Origin of the sequence: Hymenobacter sp. ISL-91, from assembly GCF_018613725.1 — a bacterium.
Taxonomy (GTDB): Bacteria; Bacteroidota; Bacteroidia; order Cytophagales; family Hymenobacteraceae; genus Hymenobacter.
The window spans coordinates 230,220-255,922 of the sequence record NZ_JAGGPS010000004.1 but is presented as its reverse complement, the minus strand read 5'-3'; the positions used below and the strand labels follow the sequence as shown (position 1 = coordinate 255,922).

Annotated in this window: 20 protein-coding genes; 9 read left to right on the top strand and 11 right to left on the bottom strand. The window is 60.3% G+C overall.

The window, feature by feature from the left end:
- Positions 1 to 107 precede the first annotated feature (107 nt).
- The 4 genes from J7E24_RS01985 to J7E24_RS01970 all read right to left on the bottom strand — a co-directional run bounded on the left by J7E24_RS01985 (position 108) and on the right by J7E24_RS01970 (position 4,653).
- Positions 108 to 788 carry a phosphatidylserine decarboxylase family protein gene (locus tag J7E24_RS01985; protein ID WP_215134572.1) on the bottom strand — a complete coding sequence of 227 codons (681 nt, stop codon included), beginning with the start codon at positions 786 to 788 and terminating at the stop codon, positions 108 to 110.
- 274 nt (positions 789 to 1,062) lie between these two features.
- A complete protein-coding gene (locus tag J7E24_RS01980) occupies positions 1,063 to 2,358 on the bottom strand; it encodes a Glu/Leu/Phe/Val family dehydrogenase (protein WP_215134570.1) in 1,296 nt (431 codons plus the stop codon).
- A gap of 146 nt (positions 2,359 to 2,504) precedes the next feature.
- On the bottom strand, positions 2,505 to 3,413 hold the full coding sequence (locus J7E24_RS01975) for a phosphatidate cytidylyltransferase (RefSeq protein WP_215134568.1): 909 nt from the start codon (positions 3,411 to 3,413) through the stop codon (positions 2,505 to 2,507).
- Between the two features lie 190 nt (positions 3,414 to 3,603).
- Positions 3,604 to 4,653, bottom strand: coding sequence for a CPBP family intramembrane glutamic endopeptidase (locus J7E24_RS01970; RefSeq protein ID WP_215134566.1), 1,050 nt, complete (start codon positions 4,651 to 4,653; stop codon positions 3,604 to 3,606).
- A 159-nt stretch (positions 4,654 to 4,812) separates the two neighbouring features.
- Between J7E24_RS01970 and dusB the strand changes: the two genes are divergently transcribed.
- A complete protein-coding gene (gene dusB / locus J7E24_RS01965; protein WP_215134564.1) occupies positions 4,813 to 5,802 on the top strand; it encodes a tRNA dihydrouridine synthase DusB in 990 nt (329 codons plus the stop codon).
- Between the two features lie 149 nt (positions 5,803 to 5,951).
- Complete coding sequence (locus J7E24_RS01960) at positions 5,952 to 6,905, top strand: DMT family transporter (RefSeq protein ID WP_251046964.1); 954 nt, start codon at positions 5,952 to 5,954, stop codon at positions 6,903 to 6,905.
- A gap of 120 nt (positions 6,906 to 7,025) precedes the next feature.
- Here the strand turns inward: J7E24_RS01960 and J7E24_RS01955 are convergent, their stop codons facing one another.
- Together J7E24_RS01955 and J7E24_RS01950 are read right to left on the bottom strand one after the other, a co-directional pair.
- Complete coding sequence (locus J7E24_RS01955) at positions 7,026 to 7,604, bottom strand: hypothetical protein (RefSeq protein ID WP_215134560.1); 579 nt, start codon at positions 7,602 to 7,604, stop codon at positions 7,026 to 7,028.
- A 101-nt stretch (positions 7,605 to 7,705) separates the two neighbouring features.
- A complete protein-coding gene (locus J7E24_RS01950; protein ID WP_215134558.1) occupies positions 7,706 to 8,125 on the bottom strand; it encodes a DoxX family membrane protein in 420 nt (139 codons plus the stop codon).
- Between the two features lie 196 nt (positions 8,126 to 8,321).
- On the opposite strand from J7E24_RS01950, the gene J7E24_RS01945 reads away from it, so the two are divergent.
- On the top strand, positions 8,322 to 11,096 hold the full coding sequence (locus J7E24_RS01945; protein ID WP_215134556.1) for a TonB-dependent receptor: 2,775 nt from the start codon (positions 8,322 to 8,324) through the stop codon (positions 11,094 to 11,096).
- Positions 11,097 to 11,303: 207 nt separating this feature from the next.
- Here the strand turns inward: J7E24_RS01945 and J7E24_RS01940 are convergent, their stop codons facing one another.
- Complete coding sequence (locus J7E24_RS01940) at positions 11,304 to 13,580, bottom strand: M3 family metallopeptidase (RefSeq protein ID WP_215134554.1); 2,277 nt, start codon at positions 13,578 to 13,580, stop codon at positions 11,304 to 11,306.
- A gap of 269 nt (positions 13,581 to 13,849) precedes the next feature.
- A complete protein-coding gene (locus tag J7E24_RS01935; protein ID WP_410779714.1) occupies positions 13,850 to 15,613 on the bottom strand; it encodes an amino acid permease in 1,764 nt (587 codons plus the stop codon).
- Positions 15,614 to 15,869: 256 nt separating this feature from the next.
- Between J7E24_RS01935 and J7E24_RS01930 the strand changes: the two genes are divergently transcribed.
- The 3 genes from J7E24_RS01930 (at position 15,870) to J7E24_RS01920 (ending at position 18,167) form a co-directional block, all read left to right on the top strand.
- Positions 15,870 to 16,520 carry a carboxypeptidase-like regulatory domain-containing protein gene (locus J7E24_RS01930; RefSeq protein WP_215134551.1) on the top strand — a complete coding sequence of 217 codons (651 nt, stop codon included), beginning with the start codon at positions 15,870 to 15,872 and terminating at the stop codon, positions 16,518 to 16,520.
- Positions 16,521 to 16,606: 86 nt separating this feature from the next.
- Positions 16,607 to 17,050 (top strand): carboxypeptidase-like regulatory domain-containing protein, encoded by a 444-nt coding sequence (locus J7E24_RS01925; RefSeq protein WP_215134549.1) that lies wholly within the window; start codon positions 16,607 to 16,609, stop codon positions 17,048 to 17,050.
- Positions 17,051 to 17,102: 52 nt separating this feature from the next.
- The gene (locus J7E24_RS01920) at positions 17,103 to 18,167 is read left to right on the top strand and encodes a lipocalin family protein (protein WP_215134547.1); all 1,065 of its coding nucleotides are present in this window, start codon (positions 17,103 to 17,105) and stop codon (positions 18,165 to 18,167) included.
- Between the two features lie 111 nt (positions 18,168 to 18,278).
- On the opposite strand, the gene J7E24_RS01915 is transcribed toward J7E24_RS01920, so the two are convergent.
- Complete coding sequence (locus J7E24_RS01915) at positions 18,279 to 19,472, bottom strand: ATP-binding protein (RefSeq protein WP_215134545.1); 1,194 nt, start codon at positions 19,470 to 19,472, stop codon at positions 18,279 to 18,281.
- Positions 19,473 to 19,733: 261 nt separating this feature from the next.
- Here J7E24_RS01915 and hemA point away from each other — a divergent pair, with 261 nt between their 5' ends.
- Positions 19,734 to 21,005, top strand: coding sequence for a glutamyl-tRNA reductase (gene hemA, locus J7E24_RS01910; RefSeq protein ID WP_215134543.1), 1,272 nt, complete (start codon positions 19,734 to 19,736; stop codon positions 21,003 to 21,005).
- A gap of 192 nt (positions 21,006 to 21,197) precedes the next feature.
- Here hemA and J7E24_RS01905 read toward each other — a convergent pair whose 3' ends face one another.
- A complete protein-coding gene (locus J7E24_RS01905) occupies positions 21,198 to 21,506 on the bottom strand; it encodes an ArsR/SmtB family transcription factor (RefSeq protein ID WP_215134541.1) in 309 nt (102 codons plus the stop codon).
- Positions 21,507 to 21,737: 231 nt separating this feature from the next.
- On the opposite strand from J7E24_RS01905, the gene J7E24_RS01900 reads away from it, so the two are divergent.
- Together J7E24_RS01900 and J7E24_RS01895 are read left to right on the top strand one after the other, a co-directional pair.
- Positions 21,738 to 22,967 (top strand): Glu/Leu/Phe/Val dehydrogenase dimerization domain-containing protein, encoded by a 1,230-nt coding sequence (locus J7E24_RS01900; RefSeq protein WP_215134539.1) that lies wholly within the window; start codon positions 21,738 to 21,740, stop codon positions 22,965 to 22,967.
- Between the two features lie 159 nt (positions 22,968 to 23,126).
- Complete coding sequence (locus J7E24_RS01895) at positions 23,127 to 24,293, top strand: mechanosensitive ion channel family protein (protein WP_215134537.1); 1,167 nt, start codon at positions 23,127 to 23,129, stop codon at positions 24,291 to 24,293.
- Positions 24,294 to 24,610: 317 nt separating this feature from the next.
- On the opposite strand, the gene J7E24_RS01890 is transcribed toward J7E24_RS01895, so the two are convergent.
- A complete protein-coding gene (locus J7E24_RS01890) occupies positions 24,611 to 25,522 on the bottom strand; it encodes a TerB family tellurite resistance protein (protein ID WP_215134534.1) in 912 nt (303 codons plus the stop codon).
- Positions 25,523 to 25,703: the final 181 nt, after the last annotated feature.

Sequence of the window (25,703 nt, the reverse complement as noted above, 5' to 3'; positions counted from 1 at the left end):
CTGAATAAGCGAAACACTCATCTAGGCAATTGGCAGCATTTTATAACAGCAGCGGCGGCCTCCGAATTGGGAGCCGCCGCTGTTTGTTTATGAATAGTGCCAACTGTTTAAAACAGGCTTGGCGGTGGGGTTTTGAGCTGGGCAATAACGGTCTGGCCGCCTTTTACCTTCTCGCCAATCTGCACTTTTACTTCGGTGTCGAGGGGCACGAAAATGTCGACCCGCGAGCCGAACTTGATAAAGCCGAACTCCTCGCCCTGGCTTACCTCGTCGCCCTCGTTTACATACCACACAATGCGGCGGGCCATGGCGCCGGCAATCTGACGAAACAGCACCAGCGGGCCGGCTTCCGACTCTACAACCACCGTGGTACGCTCGTTTTTGGTGCTGCTTTTGGGGTGCCAGGCCACCAGGTAGTTGCCGGGGTGATATTTGAAGTAACGCACGATGCCCGAAATTGGGTTGCGAGTGATGTGCACGTTAATCGGCGACATGAAAATGCTGATCTGCATGCGCATATCGTCGAAGTACTCCGGCTCCTGCACGTTCTCGATAACCACCACCTTGCCGTCGGCCGGGGCAATAATCAGGTCTTCGTGGGTGAAAAGGCGGCGGGCCGGGCTGCGGAAAAACTGCAGCAAAATCAGAAACATGATAACCGAAATGCCGGCGAAAACCTTGTTGAAACCGCCGTTTTCAGCGTTGTAGCGAAACAGCAGCAGGTTTACGGCCAGCAGCGCCAGCAGTGTAAAAAACAGAATCCGTCGTCCTTCCTTATGGATTTTCATACATCACTGATTTGCGCCTGTTAGCCTGATTACCTTGATTCAGGTGGCTTGTGGTCGGTCCATAAGCGAACCGATGAAGCATTGCGCGGATTACTGCTTACGTTGAGTTGGCCAATTTCGATGGTAGAATAGCGCTCAAAGCAGCCAGGCTACACAAAGATAGCCCGAACCAGCGGCTCGGGCTATCCGAAAACAAATATACGTGCGCCAGCCATATGTAAGGCTGGTAAGCCTGCATCAGCGGCAATCAGGCACTTCCAAGGCCAACACGCTGCTAGTAGCCGCCGCGGAACTTGTAGGTCTGGGCTACCTTATCGATGGCAACCACGTAGGCGGCGATGCGCATGGGCACGTCGTACTTCTGGCTCGTCTGGTACACCTTTTCGAAGGCGTCGTTCATGATGCGGTCGGCGCGCTCGGTCACCATTTTCTCGCTCCACTTGAAGCCCTGCTTGTTCTGCACCCACTCGAAGTAGGAAACGGTTACGCCGCCCGAGTTGGCCAGAATGTCGGGCACTACCATAATGCCCTTTTCGTTGATAATAGGGTCGGCTGAGGCCGAAGTAGGACCATTGGCGCCTTCCACAATCAGCTTGGCCTTAATGGCGTGGGCGTTGTGCTCGGTGATGACATCCTCCACGGCAGCTGGTACGAGCACATCCACATCGGTGGTGAGCAGGTCGTCGGCGTTTTCGAGCATCGTGGCGCCCTGGAACCCGTCGAGACGGCCCCCATGCGCATTCTTGTAGGCAATGGCCTCGTTGATGTCGATGCCGTTATCGTTCCAGTAGGCACCGCTTACGTCGGAAAGCCCCTTGATTTTCACGCCCTTTTCGCTCAGCAGCTTGGCTGCCCACGAGCCCACATTACCAAAGCCCTGCACTGCCGCCGACACCGTGTGCGGATCGAGGCCGAGCTTTTTGAGGGCCGCCATAGCGGCTACCATCACGCCGCGGCCGGTAGCCTCGGTGCGGCCCAGCGAGCCACCCATTACCAGGGGCTTACCCGTAACCACGGCCGGCGAGGTGCCGCCCACGGTCTTCGAAAACTCGTCCATCAGCCAGGCCATCTCGCGGGGGCCAGTGCCCATGTCGGGAGCCGGAATGTCGCGGTCGGGGCCGAATACGTCCTTCATGGCCAGCGTGTAGCCGCGGGTGAGGCGCTCAATTTCGCCGGCGCTCATGGTAGCCGGCTCGCAGATGATGCCCCCCTTCGCGCCACCGTACGGAATATCAACTACGGCGCACTTCCAGGTCATCCAGGCGGCCAGGGCCTTCACCTCGTCGAGATGCACGTTCTTATCGTAGCGGATGCCGCCCTTGCTCGGGCCCAGAATGGTGTTGTGAATCACGCGGTAGCCCTCAAATACGCGCACCTTGCCGTTGTCCATCGTGACGGGGATGTGCACGATGACCTGCTTATCGGCGGCTTTGAGCACTTCGTACGTTTCTTCGTCGAGGCCGAGGATTTCGGCCGCCACGTTGAAGCGCGACATCATCGATTCGAGCGGGTTTTCGGCATCAACGCGGGGAGCCGGCTCTTTGTACTTGTAGACCGTGGTAGCAGCCATACGGGTGGGGATTGGGTGGGGTGAATAAGATGGCGGCCCCGCAAAAAACGGAGCCGCGGGTGGAATTCACAGGCAAAGGTAGGCCTTTACTTTGGAGTGGAGATAGGGAGGGCAATGCCGGCGGGCACGCGCCGCTTAGGGGCTGGTTATGACCCAAAAACCAGCTGCAGCACGGCCAGCACCGGCAGGATAAACAGGAAGGCATCGAACCTATCCAGCAGGCCGCCGTGGCCGGGCATTATGCGGCCCGAATCCTTGACGCCCACGCTACGCTTGAGCATGGATTCGGCCAAATCGCCCAGCGGGCCGAACACGGCCACCACGCCCGCCACTACCAGGCGGTAGGCCAGCGGGAGTTCGGGCAGCAGCCAACCCAGCAGGTAGCCCACCAGCAGCGTAAACACGAAGCCGCCCACGGCCCCTTCCCAGGTTTTGCCGGGCGAGATTTTAGGCGCCAGCTTATGCTTGCCCATCGTTTTGCCCGCCGCGTAGGCCCCGATATCGGAAGCCCAGACCATGAGCAGCAGCGCAAACACCCGGCGGTAATCGTAGCCGCCTGATCCGCTGAAGGCCACCACGGTAAGCAGGCTCATGGGCAGGCTCACGTAGAGCAGCCCCAGCAGGGCCACGCCCACGTTGGAGAACGGGGCAAATGGCTGGTTGGGGCGGGGCCAGGAGTACATTTCGCGCAGAATTAGCAGTACCGGCAGCAGCACAATCAGGCCCATAGCCGAATTGCGCAGGTAGCCCATGTCGGCTACGGCCAGCGGTACGGTGGCGTTGGCCAGCATCCGGAAATCGGTGAGGGCGGCCACGCTGGCAAACAGCAGCAGGCTGATTCCCACGCCCAGCATGGCGGCCGGCTTGTAGCCCGCCTGGCGCATCATGCGGTAGAACTCCAGCAGCATACGGGCCTGCACCACGGCAAAAAGCAGGGCAAACGTCCAGACGCTGAACCACACGCTGCCCAGCAGCAGCACGGCTCCCAGCACACCAAAAATAATGCGCTGGCTCAGGTTGGACATCGGGGCTTTGGCGGCGGCGGGCTCAGACAACGTGTTGTAGGCTAGTAGCTGACAGCCGTTAGCTGCTCGCTTTTGAGGAATAGAAGGGTAAAATGCCCGGCAGGCAAAGCAGGGGCCGGCGGCTCAATCTCCGCACAAAATATGGAACCTGACAGGTAGTACCTGGCGAAAATAGGATTTCAGCACGAAAGCTACCAACTGCCAGTGCACTGCCAGCACCTCAGGAATGGGTTGTATCCACGCCATCGTGGCTGAGGGTGCGGGCGGGTGGGGGTGGGGCGTCGGTGGCGTGCACCACGGCCACGCCCCGGCGGCCCAGGGTGTGCATTTCGGTGGGCGGGCCATCGGCGAAGGGGCGCTGCATACGCTGGTAGAGGTACCAGAGTAGGAGCGTGCTGAGCAGCAGCGAGGCCAGCACCCAGGGTAGGGGCAGCGCTTCTGTCGAGTCGGGGTCGAAGTCGGTGGCCGACCACTCGCGCTGCTGGGCATATAGCAGCACCAGCTGAAAGGCGTTCTGGGCGAAGTGGGCTGCCATGGGCACCAGAATAGTACCGCTCCATTCGTACAGGTAGCCCAGCACCAGCCCCAGTACGAAACGCGGAAAAAAGCCCAGAAACTGGAAGTGAATGGCGCTGAAAATGGCCGCCGCCAGCCAGATACCCACGTGCCGCGAATTGGTCCATTGTACGAGGTTGCGCTGAATGACGCCCCGGAAAAACAGCTCCTCACTTACGGCGGGTACCACGGCAATAACCAGCAGCGCCACTACAAAGCGAGCCGGCGACGAAAACCGGGTCAGGTACTTGATGGTGTTTTGGGCCGTGGCTTCGGCCTGCCGGGCCAGTTCCTCCCAATGGGCCAGGGCCTCGGGCAGGTGCAGCTTGGCGTTCCACGAAATCAGTACCGTCATGGCCGGCATACTGGCTACAATGAGTACGGCCGCCAGCAGCAGCCAGCCCAGCGGCACCCGGCGGCGGGGCGTAAAGTAGTCGGGCAGCTCGTAGCCCGTAAGCTTGGCCAGCGCCACCGCCGCGCCCCCAAAGCCGCCCAGCAGCAACAGGCCCTGGCTGAGCATCGAAACCTCCCAGCCATTGGCGTAGTTGCTGGGCTGCTGCTGCACATTGCCCAGCGCCGTGAAGCCCACCCCATACAGCAGGTTGCTGATAATGGCAATCAGCAGCGTGCTGAGTACACCCGTTACGGCCAGCAGAATCAGCAGCAGCCCTAAGTTAGCCAGCGGATGCAGCCGGCTTGAAACGAAACCTTTCATATCGGGGGCGGGGTTGGATGGGATGGGGCCGGGCCCCTAACTAATCGTAAATTTGCGCAAAATACCAGCGCCCGCCGCAAATAGGCCCGCGTTGGCTGCTTCATCACCCTCCATCAAAAGCTAACAGCTAGCCGCTAATAGCTATCAGCTCCCAACTAAGTGGTCCACATTCGTAACATTGCCCTGCCCGATTTCCCGCTGTTGCTCGCGCCCATGGAGGACGTGTCGGACCCGCCGTTCCGGGCCGTGTGCAAGCAGGGCGGGGCCGATTTGATGTACACCGAGTTCATTTCGTCGGAGGGCCTGATTCGGGCTGCCGCCAAAAGCCGCCAGAAGCTCGATGTATTCGACTACGAGCGGCCCATCGGCATTCAGCTGTTCGGCTCCGACGTGGCCACCATGGGCGAGTGCGCCCGCTTGAGCACCGAGGCCGGCCCCGACCTGATCGATATTAATTATGGCTGCCCCGTGAAGCAGGTGGCCTGCCGGGGCGCGGGCGCGGCCCTGCTGCGCGACATTCCGAAAATGGTGGAAATGACGGCCGCCGTAGTGCAGGCCACCCACCTGCCGGTAACCGTGAAAACGCGCCTGGGCTGGGACGACTCAACCAAAAACGTGGAGGAAGTGGCCGAGCGCCTGCAGGATGTGGGCATCGAGGCACTCACGGTACACGGCCGCACCCGGGTGCAGATGTACAAGGGCGAGGCCGACTGGCGGCTGATTGCGGCCATCAAGAACAACCCGCGCATCAAAATCCCCATTTTCGGCAACGGCGACATCGACTCGGCCCAGAAAGCCGTGGAGTACAAGAACCGCTACGGCGTGGATGGCATCATGATTGGCCGGGCGGCCATTGGCTACCCCTGGATTTTTCGGGAAGTGAAGCACTACGTGGCCACCGGCGAGCTGCTGGCCCCGCCCACCGTAGAGGAGCGCGTGCAGGCCTGCCGCATGCACTTCGAGAAAAGCCTGGAGTGGAAAGGCCCGCGGGCCGGCGTGTTCGAGATGCGCCGCCACTATGCCCAGTACTTCCGTGGCCTCGAAGGCGCCCGCCAATGGCGCAGCCGCCTTGTCGACACCAACGACCCACTGGAAATCCACCGCATCCTCGACGAAATAACGGCTGCCGAGCCGGTGCTGGTGGGGTGATCATACCTGTTCCTCGGAACGTCATGCTGAGCTTGCCGAAGCATCTCTACCGCTTCGTTCGCTTTCGTTCAACGAAGCGGTAGAGATGCTTCGGCAAGCTCAGCATGACGTTCTTTTTTATTCTGCTCCCACCCCTTCCTTTCTCATCCATGCCCACCACTACCCCTGCTCATACCCCGCTGCCGACCGTTGCCGCGTCGCCACCGCCCGCGCCCACCGCTACGGCGTGGGTGCTGCTGCTGGTGCTGGCCGGTATCTGGGGTACGTCGTTTATTTTGATGAAGAAGGGGCTGCTGGTGTTTTCGGCCCTGGAGCTGGGGGCTGCCCGGGTAAGTGTGGCGGCGCTGCTGCTGCTGCCGTTTGCGCTGCGCCACCTGGGGCGGGTAAACCGGGAGAAGCTGAAGTGGCTGCTGCTGAGCGGGGTGGTGGGCACGCTGCTACCGGCCTTCCTGTTCGCCTATGCCGAAACTCGGCTGGCCTCGGGCTTGGCCGGGGTGCTTAACGCCCTTACGGCCGTGTTTACGCTGGTGGTAGGGGCTGCCTTTTTCGGCCAGAAGCTTACCGGTTTGCGAGTGTTAGGCATTGCGCTGGGCCTGGCCGGTACGCTGGTGCTGATGGTGCTGGGCGGCAGCGCCGCGGCCGGCACGGCCCCCGGCGGCGGGACCGGCAACGCGTGGTACGGCCTGTTCATTGTGGCTGCCACGCTGGGCTACGGCGTAAGCGTGAACGTAATAAAGCGCCACCTAAGCGACATTCCGGCCTTGGCCGTAACGGGGCTGCTGCTGCTTTTTATAGGGGGGCCGGCGCTGGCATTTTTGCTGGTAGGTACCGGGTTTCTGAACAAGCTGGCCACCGTGCCCGGCGCCTGGCCGGCCTTCGGCTATATTGCCCTGCTGGCCACCATGAGCACGGCCGTGGCCATGGTGCTGTTCAATAAGCTCATCCAAACTTCTACTGCCCTGTTTGCGGCCTCCAATACCTACCTCATTCCGGTAGTAGCCCTGGCCTGGGGAGTGCTCGACGGCGAGGAGTTCAATGGCTGGCACCTGCTGGGCATGGTGATTATCCTGATCAGCGTCGCTATCATCCACCGGGCTAAGTAGAACGTGATGGAACGATGTAGGGGCGAGGCTTGCCCCCGCCCGCCGTCCACGCCGTTTCAACGATTTCGTTTGACGGTTCTGGTGGCGGGCGGGGGCAAGCCCCGTCCCTACATCGTTCCATTATTCGGGCACATACGGCCACTCATGAAACCGCTCGGGCAAACCCAAACGGGCCGGGTGGGCGGCCAGGTAGGCCAGTACGCGCTGCTGCTCGGTCTCATCCTGAATAGACAAGTCGTGGGAGCCGCCGGGGTGCCAGAAGTCGGCCTCGGGCGGGAGTTGGCCGCGCAGCAGGCGGCGGGCCTGGGCGGCGGTGCGCTGGTGTAGCAGCTCGATAGTTTTGTAGAGCGAGAGGCCTGCCGCCGCTGGCAGCACCAGCACGGCATGCAGGTGGTTAGGCAGCAACACAAAGCCCGGAACCCGCAACCCCTGCTCCTCCAGCATCAGCAGCTCGCCGGCGACCAGTTCGGCTATTTTCTCGCGCCCCAGGTAGTCGGGCCCCACAGAGTGCGCGTCCAGCAAAGTATCGAAGGCGGCGAAGAACTGCTTTTCGGCGAGGCGGCCGGCGGCGGCGGGGTTGGGGGCCGTGCGGGCGGCGGCCTGGGCGGCCAAGTGGCGGGCGTGTAGCTCGCGGCCAGCGCGGGCGGGCACCGAGCCGGCCAGGCGCAAGGTCAGTAAGATGGTTTCGTTGGCGGCCACGGCAGGTGTAACAGGTTTGCAGGCAGAAAGATAAATCGGAACACTGCGCATGCAAAATCGGCCCACCGTTCGGTAGGCCGCCCTCAACCTGTTTGGCGCCGCTACACTGCCTCTGGGCGACTAAGCCGCCGGTCGAGGCACAGGCGGTTGTGCTGGCAATACAGAATCAGGGCGAAAATAAACAGGCCGTAGACCATCTGCGAACCGACCGTTGCCCATTCTTCGAGCAGGCTGCTGCCCAGCACCAGGCTTGTCATCACCAGCATAGCCGCTACCAGCGCCGGGCGGGTAAACAGACCCAGCAGCAATAGTAGCCCAATGCCGCCCTCCACGAAGGGTAGCACGGCAGCAAATACGTCTACCAGCGGCGCGGGCAGGGGCGTAGCCGCGAATTGTTTTACCAGGCCCGCCCGAAAGCCCGCCAGCTTAGGCAGGCGCACCAGGCAGTGCATAAGAAAATTTACGCCCAGCAGCAGGCGGGCCAGCACGAAGGCCAGTTCGGGGTTGGTCAGGTTCGGCATGCGTACCCATACGGCGCAACCGGCTGCAGGGTGCGCTGCAGGGAAACCGGCAGAGCCGGCAGCTTAGCGGCAAAACCATTAAAGCTAAGTTCTGCCCGGATTTATACCATGTTCATCGAAAAATACAGTGCTACTGCTCGGTGGCAGCCTACGTTTGTGCCCCCCATTACACACGCCCCCGGGCACTTTCACTCGTATGAAGTCTTTTTACCCCTCGCTGCTGGTCTCTACGGCCCTATTGCCACAACTGGCCTCGGCTACTGCGTTTCCTGCTGCCGCAGCCTCTCCAGTTTACAGCGCCACTGTTGCTCCCAACCTGGCCGAAGCATCTATATCCGGCCAGGTCCTGACCGATAAAGGGCAGCCCCTGCCGGGAGCCACTGTTTTCATCAAAGGTACCTTCATCGGCACCAGTACCGATCAGCAGGGTAGCTTCCGGGTAAGCGCCGACTTTGCCAATGGCCCGGTAACGCTGGTGTTTTCTTACGTAGGGTTTGATACCCGGGAAATACTGCTTCAGGCACCTGATCAGGCCCTGAATGTAGGGCTTTCGCCCAGCGCCACCCTACTGAACGAAACCATCGTATCGGCCTCGCGCATCGAGGAAAGCATTTTACGCGCTCCGGTAACCGTCGATAAGCTCTCGACCCGCCAGATTGAGCGCATTACCACGCCCGAGGTGCTGAGCGGCCTGGGCCAGGTAAAGGGTATCGATGTCAGCTCGGCCTCCATGCTATTCACCAGCGTAAGCACCCGCGGCTTCAATACGGCCAAATCGGAGCGCGTAATTCAGCTGGTAGACTACATGGATACCCAGCTGCCCTCCCTCAACCTGAGCCCTGGCAACCTGGTGGGTATTCCGGAGCTGGACATGGAAAGCATCGAAATTATCCACGGCCCCTCTTCGGCCCTGTATGGTGCCAACGCCCTGAGCGGGGTTATCCTGTTCAATTCCAAAGACCCCTTCGTGTATGAGGGCCTGAGCGTGCGCCTGCGGGCTGGCCAGCGCGATTTGCTGGACGGGCAGGTGCGCTACGCCAAAAAACTTACCGAGAAGCTCGCTTTCAAGATAAATGCCAGCGCCTTCCGAGCCGACGACTGGCTGGCTGAAAACTACGAAGCCACCCAAAGCTCCGAAAACCCGGCTGGCTCGCCGCTGGGCTATAATGCCGTGAATCGGTACGGCGAAGCAGGCTACGCGTTCAATCCTTTTCAGCAGCTGCCCGGCGGCACCAACCCCGAACTGTACGGCAAAACCGCCTACCTGCCGGGCTTCACCGAGCAGGAGCTGATTACCAAAGACAACCGGACGTCGTCGTATCGCCTGGCGGGTACGGTTTCGTACCTGTTGCGCGACGACCTGAAGCTGACCGTAGAAGCCAAGCGCGCCGAGGGCACTGCTACCTACCAAAACCTGAGCCGTTTCCGGGTGAAGGGGCTGGGCTCGAACCAGTACCGCGCCGAGCTGAAGAGCAGCAAAGGGTTTTTGCGCCTGTACAGCACGGAGGATTTCTCCGGCAACACCTACGAATTCAACCAGCTGGGCGCCCTCATTCAGCAGTCGCCCACTACCGAAGGCGGAAGCGTCAGCTACCAGAACCTGTTTTACGCCACCTACAACGCCGCCTACAGCCAGGCTCGCCAAGCCGGTCTGGCACCCGATGCGGCGCTGGCGGCGGCGCAGTCGGCGGCCAACAGCACCCAGCTCAAAACCTCTGATCCGCGCTTTGCCACCCTGCGTAACCGCATTATCGGCGACCGAAGCCCAAGTACCGGCGCGCAGCAGTACTTCAACTCCTACCTGCACGACATCAGTGCGCAGCGGCAGTTTATGCTCGGCGAAGCGGGTACCAACCTGGTAGTGGGTGGGGCCTACCGCCAGTACCGGCTGGGTTCCGATGGCCTGCTGTTCGCTGATCGGGATGGCAAGCGCATTGTAAACTATGAGTATGGTGTTTATGGCCAGCTCACCCAAACCGTATTTCAGGAGCGCCTGAAACTGGCGCTGGCCGGCCGGGTCGATGAGTTCAAGAACTTTAAGCCGTCTTTCTCCCCCCGAGCATCCGCCGTGTACTCGCTGGGTGAAAACAAGCAGCATAACTTCCGCGCCAGCTACGGGCAGGCGTTCCGCTCGCCCTCGCAGCTGGAGCAGCATCTGTACAGCGACATTCGCAACGCCGTACTGCTGGGCAACGCCGCCAACGGCTTCCGGGGCTACAACGAAGCGTTGTTTGCCTCGCCCCAAACGTTTGGCGCGGGCGTTTCCAATCCTGACCTGCTGAAAACCTACGAGGCCAACATCAGCCCGCTAAAGCTGGAGCAGGTGAAAACGGCCGAAATCGGCTACAAAGGGGCATTGTTTGCCAACCTATACGCCGACGTAAGCTATTTCCGGAGCCGTTACGATGGGTTTATTGGGGGCCAGCTGTTTGTTGGCAACACCGATGGCAGCCAGCCAACCAGAGCGCAGCTGCAGGAAGGCTACCCGACGCTCTACACCGATCAGAGCAAGCCCACCCGTGTGCTGTACACGTATGCAAACAGCAACCAGGAAGTGAAAACTCAGGGCGTTACGGCGGGCCTGACGTATTATTTCAACCGCGGCTTTAACCTGACCGGCAACTACTCGCTCAACGTCATCGACAAGAGCAACCTGCCCGCTGGCTTCCAGACGTTCTTCAACACGCCCAAGCACAAGTACAACGTAGGGGCCAACGGCCAGCTCAGCAACCTGAGCTACTCGGTAAACTACCGCTGGGTGCAGGGCCATCTGCAGGAAATGCCGTTCGCCGTCGGCCGCATCCGCGACTACAGCACCACCGATGCTTACCTGGGCTACCTGGTGCCGAAGTGGGGCACCACGTTCCAGGCCGGCATTTCCAACGCCTTCGATACCAACAACACGCAGGTATTCGGCGGCCCGCAGGTGGGTCGCCTCGGCTACCTGGGCCTGCGCTTCGACTTGCAATAGAACGTAGCAAAGGGCGCTGTAGGGGCGGGGCTTGTCCCCGCCCGCCGTTTGCACCGTTTCAACGGTGGTCGTTCAATTATGTGAGCGGCGGGCGGGGACACGCCCCGCCCCTACACCGACCTTCGGAACCTGGGTGAACCGCATTTAGCAACAAAAGAAGGCCCCGCGACAAGTGTCGCGGGGCCTTCTTCATTAGCAGTGCCAGCGCTACTTGCGCTTGCCTTTCTTGCCTTTCACCTTCACCTTTTCCGGCTGGCCCGCTGCTGGTGTGGTCGCCGCCTGAGCTGCCGGCGCGACTGGCGTTGTCGGTGCGGCTGTCGTCATTGGGAAGCCGCGCTGGGCCATCAGGGCATCGATTTTGGGGTCGCGGCCCCGGAAGGCGCGGTAGCCGGCGGCTGGGTCAACGGTGTTGCCCACCGTGAACACGTGCTGGCGTAGCCGCTCGCCCACGGCCTTATCATAGGCGCCGCCGCCCTCGGTGAAGGCGCTGAAGGCATCGGCCGCCAGCACCACCGACCACAGGTAGGAGTAGTAGCCGGCCGAGTATCCATCGGAGGCGAATACGTGGTTGAACTGCGGCGTGCGGTGGCGCATCACCAGCTCGGAGGGCATGCCCAGCTGGGCCAGCGTTTCGCGCTCGAACTTATCGGGGTCAATCTTCTGGTCGCCGGCCAGGTGCAGCTTCATATCGATGAGGGCGCTGGCCAGAAACTCGGTGGTGGCAAAGCCCTCGTTGAAGGTGCTGGCCTTGTTGACGCGGTCGACCAGCTCCTGCGGAATGGGTTTGCCGGTTTGGTAGTGCAGGGCAAAGCGGTTGAGCACCTCGGGCGTAGGCAGCCAGTTTTCGAGCACCTGCGATGGGAACTCCACGTAGTCGCGCACCACGCTCGTGCCCGAGAGGCCACCGTACGTCACGTTGCTCGACAGCCCGTGCAACGCATGGCCGAACTCGTGGAACAGCGTGGTCGCATCCGACCACGAAATGAGCACCGGCTCGCCGGGCTTGCCCTTCACGAAGTTGGAGTTGTTGGACACGATGGTGGTTATCTCCTGGCCATCCATGCGCTCCTGGCGGCGGTAGGCGTTCATCCAGGCCCCCGATTTCTTGCCCGGGCGGGCGTAGGGGTCGAAATACCACAGGCCCACCTGCTTGCCAGTGGTTTTATCGTTCACCTGCCACACCCGCACATCGGGGTGGAACACAGGCACGTTGGTAACGGGCTTGAAGCTGAAGTTGAACAGCTCGCCGGCCATCCAGAACATGCCCTCGCGCATCTTATCAAGCTGCAGGTACTGCTTCACCTCGTTCTGGTCGAGGTCGTAGCGCTCCTTGCGCACCTTCTCAGCGTAGTAGGCGTAGTCCCAGGGCTCAATTTTGAAGTCGGCCGGCGCGCCTTCCTTCAGGGCCAGCGCCTGCATGTCGGCCACTTCCTCGTTTACGCGGGCCACGGCCGGCTTCCACACCTGCTCCATCAGCTCCATGGCGGCTTCGGGCGTTTTGGCCATGGTGTTATCGAGGCGCAGGTGGGCGTGGGTTTTGTAGCCCAGCAGCTTGGCGCGCTCGGCCCGCAGCTGCAGAATCTGGGTAATCAGGGCGTTGTTGTCGTGGGCGCCGCCGTTGTCGCCGCGGTTGGTGAACATGCGCCAGGCCTTCTCCCGCAGCGGGCGCTGGTCGGAGTAGGTCAGGAACGGGTCGACGCTGGAACGGGTGTTGGTGATGATGCCGGCCGCGGCCACCTTGCGCGAATCGGCGGCGGCTTTGGCCCCGTCGCGCAGCGAAGTGGGTAGTCCGCTCAACTGCTGCTCGGTTTTGAGCACGAGCATCTCGTTGGCTTCATCGGCCAGCACGTTCTGCGAGAACTTGTTGAAGAGGCCGGCCAGCTGCTGGTTTATCTGCGAAAGCCGGGCCTTGGCCGGAGCATCGAGCTTGGCGCCGGCCCGCACGAAAGCCTTGTAGCGCACCTCCGTGAGGCGCTGCTGTTCGGGCGTGAGGTTGCTGCTCGCCATCGAGTTGTACACGGCCTCAATGCGCTTGAATAGGGCGGCATTCTGGGTTATCTGGTCGCTGAAAGCGGCCATTTTGGGTGCCATTTCGGCCTGCACGGCCGCAAATTTGGCGTCGTTGAGCGAGGTGCCCCAGATGCCGTACACCGTTTCTACGCGGTCGAGGGTGCGGCCGCTACGCTCCATGGCCGCAATGGTGTTCTCGAAAGTAGGCGCGGCCGGATTGTTGGCAATGGCGTTGATTTCGGCCATGTTTTCAGCCATGCCAGCTTCCAGCGCTGGCTTGAAGTTGGCCACTTTCACTTGGTCGAAAGCGGGCACGCCGCCGTAAGGGCCGCTCCAGGGCTGAAGCAGCGGCAGCTTGGCCGATGGTGCGGCGGCACTTTTGGCGCTAGCCGAAGGCTGCGCCTGCGCCTGCGAGAACGTGGCACCGGCCAGGCCGAGGCCCGCCAGTAGAGAAAGCGAAAAGAGTGGGTTCATGCGGTAAATTATTGGGCGGAGAACTAGCTATATGCGAATATACAACGTGCCGGACGGCTCAGAATTCCCGGACCCACTCAAAAACCAGGTTCAGGAAACGAAAACGAGTACCCCAGAGCATCACTCCGGGGTACTCGTTTTCGTTTCCCGGGCGCTGTAGGGGCGGGGCTTGTCCCCTCCCCCCGCCCGCCGTTAAAGCTATTGCACGATTTCCGTTGCCGCGGCGCGAACGGCGGGCGGGGACAAGCCCCTACAGCGCCCGGCAGCTGCTACGCCTGGGCGTGCTTGAGGCGCAGCTTGGATTTCTTGTAGCCGTAGTTGAAATACACGGCCAGACCAATCACCAGCCAACCGAAAAACAACAGCCAGTTGTTGAGGCCCAGTTGGGTCATCAGATACAGGTTGGTGAGCAGACCTAAGGTGGGCAGCAAGCTCAGGCGCTTGCGGAACGAGAGCCACGACAAAGCCAGGCAGAAGCCGAAGAACACCAGCATCGGGATATAGTGCCGGGCCTCCTCGTAGGAGCCCATTGCCGCCGTAAACTCCTGAATTCCCGCCTGATTGTATACCAGTACCAGCACGCCGCAAATGGCCAGAATAAGGGGCGTGAGGAACTGCCCGCTGATGTACGGCACCTTGAAACGGGCATCGGAAGTGCCATAGGGGTCGATGATGAGGATGCCGCCACACACCAGCGCGAAGGCGAACAGCGTGCCGATGCTGGTCAAATCAATCACTAAGTCCATGTTCAGCAGCAGCGCCGGAATGCCTACAAACAGGCCCGTAACGATGGTGCTGAACGAAGGCGTGCGGAACTTGGGATGCACCCGCGCAAACACCGGGGGCAGCAGCCCGTCGCGGCTCATGGTCATCCAGATGCGGGGCTGGCCGATCTGGAACACGAGCAGCACCGAGGCCATGGCAAATACGGCCGATACGGCTACTACGCCGCCCAGCCACTCCACGCCCACTTTATTGAACACGTAGGCCAGTGGGTCGCCCACAGCCAGCTCGGTGTAGTTCACCATGCCGGTAAGCACCAGCGTCACAATTACATACAGAACGGTGCAGATAATGAGGGCGTAAATCATGGCCCGGGGCAGGTCGCGCTGGGGGTTCTTGCACTCCTCGGCTGTTGTCGAAATGGCATCGAAGCCGATGTAGGCGAAGAATACGGCCGACACGCCCTTGAGCACCCCGCCAATACCGTTGGGCGCAAACGGGCTCCAGTTTTCGGGCTGAATGTAGAACGCGCCCACCAGGATAACCACGGCCACCACCACCAGCTTAAGGGCTACCAGTATGTTGGAAGCGTTTTTCGACTCCTTGATGCCGATGTACACAAGGGCCGTAATAGCGAGCGTAATCAGGCCGGCGGGCAGGTCGATGACCAGGCGCAGGCCGCCGGGCAGCTCGGGAGCCGAGCTCCAGGCGTTGTAGCCGAGCAGCTGCGTGGCCGTGGCCTCGCTCAGCGGCTTGCCAGCCTGCATCAGTGCCAGCACCTCGCCGTGGTATCGGTGGGCGCTCTGCATGCCCATGGTCAGCCAAATGGGAATTTGCAGCCCTACGCCATCCATGAGACCGGTAAAGTAGTCCGACCACGAAATGGCTACCACGATGTTGCCCACCGCATATTCCATGATAAGCGCCCAGCCGATAATCCAGGCGGCCAGTTCGCCAAACGAGGCGTAGGCGTAGGTGTAGGCCGAGCCACTTACCGGAATAGTAGCCGCAAACTGAGCGTAGCACAACGCCGAGAAGGCGCAGGCAATGGCGGTGAACACGAACAGCAGCGACACGGCCGGGCCACCGTCGTGGGCCGCATTACCAATGGTGCTGAAAATGCCGGCCCCGATAACGGCCGCAATGCCCAGCGAGGTCAGGTCGCGGACGGTGAGGTGGCGCTCCAGGCTTTGCGAGCCGGAGTCGGTGCCGGGCAAATCCAGGTCGACGGGCGGATTAACGAGAAGGTCCGAAACGGTTTTGCGGCGGAACAGCCCGCTGAGGCGGGAGGGAGGTAGTGGGCTTGACAACGGAGCGGAGAACAGGTTTAGAGGGCAAAAGATACAGAAATATGCTGGTTGCCAGGATTCAGCCAGCAGTTACTCGTTGTCAGTTGTGAGGCCGTTTTACCAGTAAGCCATCTGAATACCCTGGCCGCTGGCCACTGATAATTAGCCACTAAAGAACCGCAACTGTCAAATATTCTTATACTTACTTCTCCTTTTAATCCTCTTGATTATGCCTGGCTTCTCTGTTCCAAACCCCTGCCCCCAACCTTGGGCCGCCATGACGCCTACTGCCGCCGGCCGTTTCTGCGGGCAGTGCCAGCACGAAGTCGTGGACTTTTCGGCTATGAGCGAGGCCGAGGTAGGCGCCTTTCTGGCCCGGCCGGGTGCGGGCACCGTTTGCGGCCTGTTCCGGGCCGGGCAATTTGCCCCGCCGGCGGTAGTGGCGGCCCCGCGCTGGCGGCGCTGGCTGCTCACGGGGCTGGCCTTGCTCAGCTTTAAGCCGCTGCTCAGTTCCTGCCAGAACGCCCCATCGAACGCCACTGCTGCTACTGGGGCCACCGAGCAGGCCGATGGGCTGGCCACCGCACCCCAGGGCCAGGTAACCATCCGCGGCCGGGTGCTCGACGACTCTACCGGCTTGGCCGTGGCGGGCGCCGAAATCTTTATTGCCGACACGCCCTATGGGGCCGTAGCCGATGAGCAGGGCAATTTCAGCTTTACCATGAAGCAGCAATGGGAGGCAGTGCAGGACGGTTCGGTGCGCCTGCGCGTGTCGGGTAGCCCGTTCGTGTTCGTGCCCCAAACCATAAGCGTGGCCGTAAGTCCGGCCCCTGCCCCGCTCACGGTGCGGCTGCAATCGGTGCCCGGCCGGGGCCAGATTATGGGCAAGGTAGCGGGCCACGAGCCACCGCAAAAGCCACCACTGTAGCTGTCTTCCAAAAGGATGTGTTGTTGAAGATTTTCTAAACGATAAATGGGTATAAATGAAGGCCTTATAAAGAATGAGTGGTGTTAATGAATCGATTTGATTATACATATCTATGGGTTGGCAGCCTGTTCCTGTGGCTGCTGACCACCTCGTCCGCTTTAGCCCAGACTGCCCCCAACATTCCGCTACCGGCTAAGTTGCCCGCATACAAGCTACCCGCCAGGCCTTCGTTCTTTACTGAGCCTACCGAAGCCGGCGCGGCAGCCATAACGGAAGGGCTGGTGGTGGATGATTCGGGCCGGCCAGTAGCTGGAGCGGTCTGCTGGATTCGGGGGAGTCGGCTAGCCGTGTTTACCGGCCCTGATGGTCGTTACCGCCTGCCGGTGCCGGCCCGCTGCCTTTCGCGCCGGGGCCGGGTGCGCATTACGCTATCGGGTGTCGGGTTTGTTGGGCAGGTGTTGCAGCTCGACGCCTGGCAGGCCGAGCAGCCGGTGCTGCTGTTGCCCGTGGACACGCGGCCGTTACATTAAGAAACCCTCGCTCCCTAAACCTTTCGGCCCCCGAAACCCTTATGGCAGCAGTATGAAAAACCTGCTGCTAGCTACCCTGATCCTGTTGTTTGCCACCTCTGGCTGCGTGTTGAAGCCGACCCGCAAGAACGACGTATTCAACGCGCGGGCCGAACTGCCCCGCGAAGAAGCCGCCCACGAGCGCAACTCCTTGGAATGGTGGTACTTCACCGGCCACCTACGCGACAAGGCCACCGGCGAGACGTTCGGGGTCGAGTACGTGTTCTTCCACTTCAACCTCAACGGCAAGCGCGACTGGCAGATGGTCAACTTCGCCCTCACCGACCCCCAGCAAAAGCAGTTTCGCTACGACTACAAAGTAGAGCGCCTGCCCGAGCTGCTGCCCTCCACGCTGCCGCTCAACCTGAGCACCCGCAAAAAGAACGAAACCTGGACCCTGACCGGCCAGGAGGGCCGCTACCACCTGCGTGGGCGCATGGCCGAGCACGCCGGCCACGCCATCGACCTGACGACCACGCCCGCCAAGCCCGTACTGCTGCACAACGGTACCGGCTACGAAAACTACGGCAACGTGGCCAGCGCCGGCTACTACAGCTACCCGCGCCTGGCCACCACCGGCACCCTCGAAATAGCAGGCAAAGTGCGCCAGGTAGAAGGCGAGCTGTGGTACGACCGGCAATGGAACGGCACCTCGGTAATGGGCAAAAACATCGGCTGGGACTGGTTTTCGGTGCAACTCGACGAGCCCCGTACCGAGCTGATGGCCTACCAGCTCTTCGACCGTAAATCGGACCTGACGGTGAGCGGCGGCACCCACTACGGCCCCGACCTGACCAGCCAGCACCTGAACGCCGAAGATTTCCAGCTCGACGTGCTCGACTACTGGACCAGCCCGCACACCAAGCTTCGCTACCCCATGAAGTGGCGTTTGCGCGTGCCCAGCCAGGGCTACGACCTCACCATCACGCCCGTCATGCCCGACCAGGAGCTAACGCTCAAGCTGCTGGCCGGCCTCAAAATGAGCTACTGGGAAGGCATGTGCCGCGTAGAAGGCACCCACAACGGCAAACCCGTAAAAGGCAACAGCTACGTGGAGATAACCAACCGGGGGAAATGAGTTGTCAGTTGCCAGTTGGTAGTTGTCAGTAAAAAGTGTGACTTGCGCTTTCGCTCAGCACAACACACCTTTTACTGACAACTACCAACTGACAACTGACAACTAATACCCTCACCCGTTCAGAATAACCCGGAAGGTGGTGCCGCGGCCCGGCTCGCTCCATTTCACGAAAAGGCGGCCCTTGTGGTAGTTTTCGATGATGCGCTTAGCCAGCGCCAGCCCCAGGCCCCAACCCCGCTTTTTGGTGGTATAACCGGGCAAAAACACGCTTTCCAGCTTACTTTTCGAAATTCCTTTGCCCGTATCGGTGATGTCGAGGGCAATTTGGTTTTTGCTGCCGCGCACTGGCCGGCGTATGTGTAGCGTAATGCTACCGCGCCCATCCATGGCGTCTACGGCGTTTTTGCAGATGTTCTCAATCACCCAGTCGAACAGCGGAATATTCACCTGGGCCGGCGTATCGGTGGGCAAATCGGTTTTTACCTCGAAGCTGACTTTGCGCGACACCCGGCTTTGCAGGTAGCTAATGGCATTTTCCGTTACGCGCAGGATGTTCTCATCACCCAGCACCGGCACCGAGCCGATGTTGCTGAACCGCTCGGTGATAATTTCGAGTCGCCGGATATCTTTGCCTAATTCCTCCACAATCGGCTCGTCCTTAAACCGTTCCGAGTCGCGCAGGTACTGCTGCCAACCCACCAGGCTGCTGAGCGGCGTGCCCAGCTGGTGCGCCGTTTCTTTGGCCAGGCCCACCCACACGCGGTTTTGCTCGGCCCGCCGCGAGTAGCTGAACGCGAAGTAGGCAATTACGGCCAGGCAACCGATGATGGCCAGCTGCACCAACGGATACAGCCGCAGCTGCGTCAGCAAATCCGACTCCTTGTAATACAGAAAGTTGCGTAGCCCGGCCCCAATTTTTATCTCGATGGGCGGATGTTGCTCCCGCATCTGGGCAATCTGGTCGCGCAGGTACTGGGTTTTCTCCTCTTCATCTGCTCCCTCAGGCACATTCACGTTGCGCGCGTCGATGATGTTGTCGTCGCCGTCGGTGATGATGACGGGGATGGTTTTGTTGGCGTCGATGATTTCGTCGTAGAGAAACGACAGGTTCGACACCTCCTCGGTGTTGATGATGTAGCGCTGGGTTTCGGCGTAGAGGTCGATTTGCTGCTGCTCACGCTCGGAAAGGCGCTGCACCAACACGTTGGTATAGACAACGGTAGCCGCACCAATCAGCAGGGCCACAGTTACAATAAGGAGCTTGATGCGCGACTTCTGGTCGTAGATGGCAATAGTAGGAAGCACGGCGGGCGGCAAAACGGCGGAAGGCAGACCCCCATTACGGCGGCCCCGGCCCCGAAGATACGGCCCCGGCCAAAGTCAGGCCGCCTGGCCTGTACGCATGATTTTCATCAACTGGCTCCGGACGGAAACCGGGTTGGTGCCATTTCCCGCCTGTTTCCCGGGGAATAGTAGGCGGGCCCGAACCAGCGCCCCACATCTGCTGTTTTTACCCTAGCAATTTGTATGTAATTTTGCCCCCTGCTATCTGCCTTAGCTCCTGCTATGTCCCATCCTTTTCAAGCTGTCAGTCTCTCGTTCAAGAAAGCGCCGCTCGCCATCCGCGAGCTGATTGCGTTGGACGAGGCGGCCTGCCGGCGCCTGCTGCAAACCCTGCACCACGAGCTCGACCTGACCGACTTGCTGGTGCTCAGTACCTGTAACCGCACCGAGGTGTACTACTCGGCCGACCAAGACCAGAGCGTGGCCGTTATTGAGGCGCTGGCTCGCCTGAAGAACCTGCCCGATGTGGCCGGCTTCATGCCCTACTTCGATGTGTTTGCCGGCTCGCTCGACGCCGTACGCCACCTGTTTGAAGTAGCTATGGGCCTGGAGGCGCAGGTTGTCGGCGATTTGCAGATCAGCAACCAGGTGAAGCAGGCCTACCAGTGGTCGGCCGATGCCGATGCGGCCGGGCCTTTTCTGCACCGGCTGCTGCACACCGTTTTCTTCACCAACAAGCGCGTACAGCAGGAAACCGCTTTCCGCGATGGGGCGGCCTCTACCTCGTATGCCACGCTGGAGCTGGTAGAGGAGCTGACCGCCGACGTGGCTAACCCCCGGGTGCTGGTAGTGGGGCTGGGCGAAATCGGGGCCGACGTCTGCCGCCACTTCGGCGACAGCAAGCTGTTTACCGACGTCACCATCTGCAACCGCACCCGCAGCAAGGCCGAAGCGCTGGCCGAAGAGTGTGGCCTGAAGGTGCTCGACTTCGAGGATCTGGCCGAAGGCCTGAAGGAGGCCGATGTCATTATCAGCAGCATTGCCCGGCCTGAGCCGTTCTTCAGCCGCGCGCTGGTAGCCAACCTGGAGGTGCTGAGCTACAAGTTTTTCATCGATCTGTCGGTGCCGCGCAGCATTGCGCCCGATGTGGAGCAGGTGCCCGGCGTGCTGGTCTACAACATCGACGCCATCCAGAGCAAGGCTTCGGCCGCGCTGGAGCGCCGGCTGGCTTCGGTGCCGCAGGTGCGGGCCATCATTGAGGAAAGTGTGGAGGGCCTGCGCGACTGGACCAAGGAAATGCTGGTGTCGCCGACCATTCAGAAGCTCAAAAACGCGCTGGAACAGATTCGCCTCGAAGAGCTGGACCGCTACAACAAGAAGAAAATCAGCCCCGAAGAAGCCAAGCGTCTCGACGATATCACCCGCTCGCTGATGCAGAAAATCCTCAAGCAACCCGTGCTCCAGCTCAAGGCCGCCTGCAAGCGCGGCGAGGCCGATCAGCTCATCGATACGCTCACCGACCTGTTCGACCTGGAGCGCCAGCCGGCTTTCTGAGCTACAAGCCGCAAGCTTCGAGCGGCAAGCTGACGTTCAGAAGCTCCCGATAATCCAACCAAAAGAAGGCCCCGCACTCAACCGAGCGCGGGGCCTTCCTCGTTTTTCAGCTAACAGCTAACAGCTAACAGCTAACAGCTAACAGCTAACAGGATGTCAGCTTGCCGCTTGAAGCTTGCGGCTTGTAGCTCTCTAAATCGAGTCGCAGCATTCTTCGAGCGAGTCGATGACGTCGAGCAGTTTAGGAATGGAGAGCGAGTAATAGATCTTGGTTCCTACTTTCAGCGACGACAGAATGCCGCGGTCTTTGAGGGTGATAAGGTGCTGGGAAGCAATGGCCTGGGGCAGGTCGAGGGTCCGGTAGATTTCCGTGACGGTCATTTTATCCTCTTTACCCAGCAGGTCCACGATGGCCAGCCGCTTAGGATGAGCCAGCACCTTGAGAATGGCAGCGGCTTTATAAACTTTCTTCGATTCGACTCGGGCAAGTAGTGGCTTCATTTCGGCAATGCAAAGGTGGTATTTCAGAACGGTAGGCGGGAATAGGGCTAATACGATATTCGAGGCCTGCAAAGTTCCTTTTACCCAAATAGTGTACCTACAAATGTTGGCCAAGCCCGACAGTAAGACGGCATGGCAGCAGCAGTGGCCCCCGCCTCCCAATGGGGCCTGTCGCCCGGGTGCCTACCTTTGCTGCCGAAATTCCCCTCTCACCCTACCTTCTGCTTCCTGATGAAAGACCTGCTGGCCAAATTTGAAAATAAACGTCCTGAAATCGTATTTGAATGGCAGGATGCCGAAACCGAAGCCGAGGGCTGGGTGGTCATCAACTCGTTGCGGGGCGGAGCGGCCGGTGGCGGCACCCGCATGCGCCTGGGCCTCGACAAGCGCGAGGTAGAAAGCTTGGCCAAAACCATGGAAGTGAAGTTCACCGTATCAGGCCCGGCCATTGGCGGGGCCAAGTCGGGTATCAACTTCGACCCGCGCGACCCGCGCAAGCGTGGCGTACTGGAGCGCTGGTGCAAGGCTGTTTTCCCGCTCCTGAAAAATTACTACGGCACCGGCGGCGACCTGAACGTGGACGAAATCCACGAAGTCATCCCCATCACCGAAGAATACGGCCTCTGGCACCCGCAGGAAGGTGTGGTCAACGGCCACTACCAGGCCACCGAGCCCCAGAAAATCCAGAAGCTGGGCCAGTTGCGGCAGGGCGTGGTAAAAGTGCTCGAAGACGTAGCTTACTCGCCCGACCTGCGCCGCAAGTACACCGTGGCCGACCTGATAACCGGCTACGGCGTGGCCGAGGCCGTGCGCCACTACTACGCACTGTGGGGCGGCCGCTCGGTCGAGGGCAAACGGGCTATTATCCAGGGTTGGGGCAACGTGGGGGCGGCGGCAGCCTACTACCTGGCCAGCCAGGGCGCCCGTATCACCGGCATCATCGACAGGGCCGGCGGGCTGCTGAGCACTGAGGGCTTCGGGCTGGAAGAAATCCGGCAGCTGATGCTCAGCCGTGAGGGCAACGAGCTGACGGCCAACAACAAGCTGACGTTTGAGGAAATAAACGAGCAGATCTGGACCAGCGGCGCCGAGATATTCGTGCCCGCCGCTGCCTCGCGCCTCGTTACCAAGGCCCAGGTAGAGGCGCTGGCCGCCAACGGCCTGGAAGTTATTTCGTGCGGGGCCAACGTGCCCTTCCAGGACCCCGAAATCTTCTTCGGCCCCACCGGCGAGTTTGCCGATGCCCGCGTCAGTGTCATTCCCGATTTCATTGCCAACTGCGGCATGGCCCGCGTGTTTGCCTACCTGATGGAGTCGGACGCCGAAATTACCGATCAGGCCATTTTCGAGGATACGTCGCGCATCATTCGGGCGGCCCTGGAACGCACCCGCACCCAGAGCGAAGAGCATACAGGACTGGCCCAACGGTCGTTCGAAATGGCGCTGCGCCAGCTGGTGTAAATTTTGACGCCGTTAGCCGACAGCTGGTAGCTGTTTGCTCCCCTTCGAAGAAGTTGGGCGGGAAGGTTCAGCTACCGGCAGCCCACAACTGCATACAGAACACAAAAGCTGCGGGCTACCAGCTGATAGTTGGTAGCCCGCAGCTTACAAAACGAACTTATGTCTCCTTTCGAAATCCTTCATTACCAACTGCTCGGCATTCAGGTGCAGGAATATCTGATTGCCGCTGCTATTCTGGTGGCCGGTCTTGTGTTCAAAAACCTGGTGTCGCGCCTGTTGACGAAGGTGCTGTTCCGGTTTTTCAAGAAGGTGGGTGAGGGCGTTACGGAGCAGCAGTTCCATGAACTGCTCATCAAGCCCATCAGCGTCGTCATCTTCTTTATCACCATTTTCATTGCCTACAGCGTACTGGATATTCCGGTGCGTTCCTCGGAGCTAGGCCGTGATACGCCGTGGTTTGCGAAACTGGCCTTTCGGGTGTACCAGATTGCCTTTATAGCGGGCGTTACCTGGATTTTTCTGCGCATGATTGATCTGGCGGTGCTGGTGTTCATGAAACGGGCTCTACGCGACCCTTCGCGGCTCACCAACCAGCTCGTGCCTTTCGCCCGCGACCTTATCAAGCTATTCGTAGGCATCATTGCCTTTTTGGTGGTGCTGGGCCGCGTGTTCAGCATCGATGTAACGGCCCTGGTGGGTGGCTTGGGTATCGGTGGTCTGGCCGTGGCTTTTGCCGCCAAGGAAAGCCTCGAAAACCTGCTGGCCTCGTTTACCATCTTCCTCGACCGGCCCTTCGAGGTAGGCGACTTGGTGAGTGTGGGCGATTTGACGGGTACGGTAGAGAAAATCGGTTTCCGCAGCACCCGGATTCGGACCGTGGAGAAAAGCTACGTAACAGTGCCTAACAAATCCATGATTGATAAGCCGCTCGACAACCTCTCGCGCCGCACATCCCGCCGGGTGTTCTTCATGATGTCGCTCACCCAGATGACGACCAGCACCCAGCTCCACCGCATCATCGAGCTGGTGCACAAGGCCATTGTAGAGCACCGCCTCATCGAACCCGATGTGCAGGTGAAATTCACCTCCCTGACATCCAACTCGAAAGACGTGCGGGTGCAGTACTATGTGCGTACCGACAGCTACGACGAGTACCTCGACGTGATGGAGGAAATCAATTTCAAAATCGTTTCGGCCGTGGAGGAAGTAGGAGCCGACTTCGTTGACACTACCATGACCCGGCTATCCGGCGGCGCCGGCGCTGCCTCCGACCTGCCCAAAAGCCTGCAGCCACAAGGCGGCGGCCAGTCGATTGCCAGTTCCTGAGAGGTACTTTACGCTTCTAGCGGAGAGCTATTAGCTGTTTAGAAAGTTAAAAGGACGTCATGCTGAGCGAAGTCGAAGCATCTCTACTGCTTCGTTGTGGTCGTTTAACGAAGCAGTAGAGATGCTTCGACTTCGCTCAGCATGACGTCCAAATCGATTCCTGGCACTCCCTAAACAGCTTCATTAGCTGTTATCCTTCGTTTAAAAAGCACCTGTAATTACGCAAAAAGTAAGGCCCCACACTCAACCGAGCGCGGGGCCTTCTTCGTTTTCAGCTAACAGCTAACAGCTAACAGCTAACAGCTAACAGCTAACAGCTAACGCCGGCCGCCGAGCAAACCGCCGAGCAAACCGCCCATGCCGCCGCCCATCAGGCCGCCGAGGCCGCCACCGCCGCTGCTGCGGGGCTGCGAGTTGGGCTGGCCACCGAGGCCGCCCAGAATCGACATGAGGGAGCCAAGACCCCCGCCGCCAGTGTGCGAGCCTTGCTGCGGGTAGTTGCCGTACTGGTCTGTTGATTGCTGCTGCTGGCCACCGCCCATCACGCCGCTTAGCAGGCCGCCGCCGAGCAAACCGCCCAGCAGGCCACCCATGCCGCTCTGGGCCGCGCCCCCGAGCAGGCCGCCCATGTTGCCGCCCATCATTCCGCCACCCATCATTCCGCCACCGCTCTGGCCCCGGCCACCCATCACCTTCGAAATCACCATGGGGGCCACAATACCGAGCAGTCCGGCCATGAGGGCATTTTTGGGAATGCCCGCGCTTTCGAGCTTGTCGCCGATGCCGCCGAAAAAACTTTGCTTGGCCGGGTCGCTGGCGTTGTGGGGCACGTTGGAGGCCTGGTCTACCACCTGTTCCAGCGTGTGCTGCTGCTGCTCATTAATGCCCAGATACTGCGAAATCTTGTTCACCATCTCTTCCTCGGTATTCGAGTAGGCACCATCGGCGCGGGCGAAGCTGATGAGGTCGGTGACGAGCGAGAAGCGCAGGTCGCTGCCACGCAGCGTATCAAGGTTACTTTTTACCGTTTCGTTATTCGCGCTTTTGGCGGCTGCCAACACCTGCTGGGTCGCGGCACCACTAAGGCCAGCCTGATGGGCAAGCTGCTGCAAAAACTCGATTTCGGGTGCCGATGCCTCGCGGTCGGCCGAAGCCAGGCTGGCAATAGCACTCAGATAAGCAGCTTTTTCCTGGTCGGAGTAGTTCTGGAGCAGTTGGGAGTCATTCATGATCAGATAGACAAAAGGTGGAAAGACGATATTCTGCTCCCTTAACGCGGCTTTGCGGTTGAGGTTGGCCCAGACCCCAACAAGTCTTCCCAAACCACGCGCTGATTCGCCTAAAACCTGCACAGAGGTCATCAACACATAAATAGCCAGGGCCAAAAAGAAGCCATGCGGCTACCAACGG

Coding starts and splice junctions, on each gene's coding strand:
- J7E24_RS01985 (WP_215134572.1), bottom strand. CDS start 788: ATGAAAATCCATAAGGAAGGACGACGGATTCTGTTTTTTACACTGCTG.
- J7E24_RS01980 (WP_215134570.1), bottom strand. CDS start 2,358: ATGGCTGCTACCACGGTCTACAAGTACAAAGAGCCGGCTCCCCGCGTT.
- J7E24_RS01970 (WP_215134566.1), bottom strand. CDS start 4,653: ATGAAAGGTTTCGTTTCAAGCCGGCTGCATCCGCTGGCTAACTTAGGG.
- J7E24_RS01960 (WP_251046964.1), top strand. CDS start 5,952: ATGCCCACCACTACCCCTGCTCATACCCCGCTGCCGACCGTTGCCGCG.
- J7E24_RS01950 (WP_215134558.1), bottom strand. CDS start 8,125: ATGCCGAACCTGACCAACCCCGAACTGGCCTTCGTGCTGGCCCGCCTG.
- J7E24_RS01945 (WP_215134556.1), top strand. CDS start 8,322: ATGAAGTCTTTTTACCCCTCGCTGCTGGTCTCTACGGCCCTATTGCCA.
- J7E24_RS01940 (WP_215134554.1), bottom strand. CDS start 13,580: ATGAACCCACTCTTTTCGCTTTCTCTACTGGCGGGCCTCGGCCTGGCC.
- J7E24_RS01930 (WP_215134551.1), top strand. CDS start 15,870: ATGACGCCTACTGCCGCCGGCCGTTTCTGCGGGCAGTGCCAGCACGAA.
- J7E24_RS01925 (WP_215134549.1), top strand. CDS start 16,607: ATGAATCGATTTGATTATACATATCTATGGGTTGGCAGCCTGTTCCTG.
- J7E24_RS01920 (WP_215134547.1), top strand. CDS start 17,103: ATGAAAAACCTGCTGCTAGCTACCCTGATCCTGTTGTTTGCCACCTCT.
- hemA (WP_215134543.1), top strand. CDS start 19,734: ATGTCCCATCCTTTTCAAGCTGTCAGTCTCTCGTTCAAGAAAGCGCCG.
- J7E24_RS01905 (WP_215134541.1), bottom strand. CDS start 21,506: ATGAAGCCACTACTTGCCCGAGTCGAATCGAAGAAAGTTTATAAAGCC.
- J7E24_RS01900 (WP_215134539.1), top strand. CDS start 21,738: ATGAAAGACCTGCTGGCCAAATTTGAAAATAAACGTCCTGAAATCGTA.
- J7E24_RS01895 (WP_215134537.1), top strand. CDS start 23,127: ATGTCTCCTTTCGAAATCCTTCATTACCAACTGCTCGGCATTCAGGTG.
- J7E24_RS01890 (WP_215134534.1), bottom strand. CDS start 25,522: ATGAATGACTCCCAACTGCTCCAGAACTACTCCGACCAGGAAAAAGCT.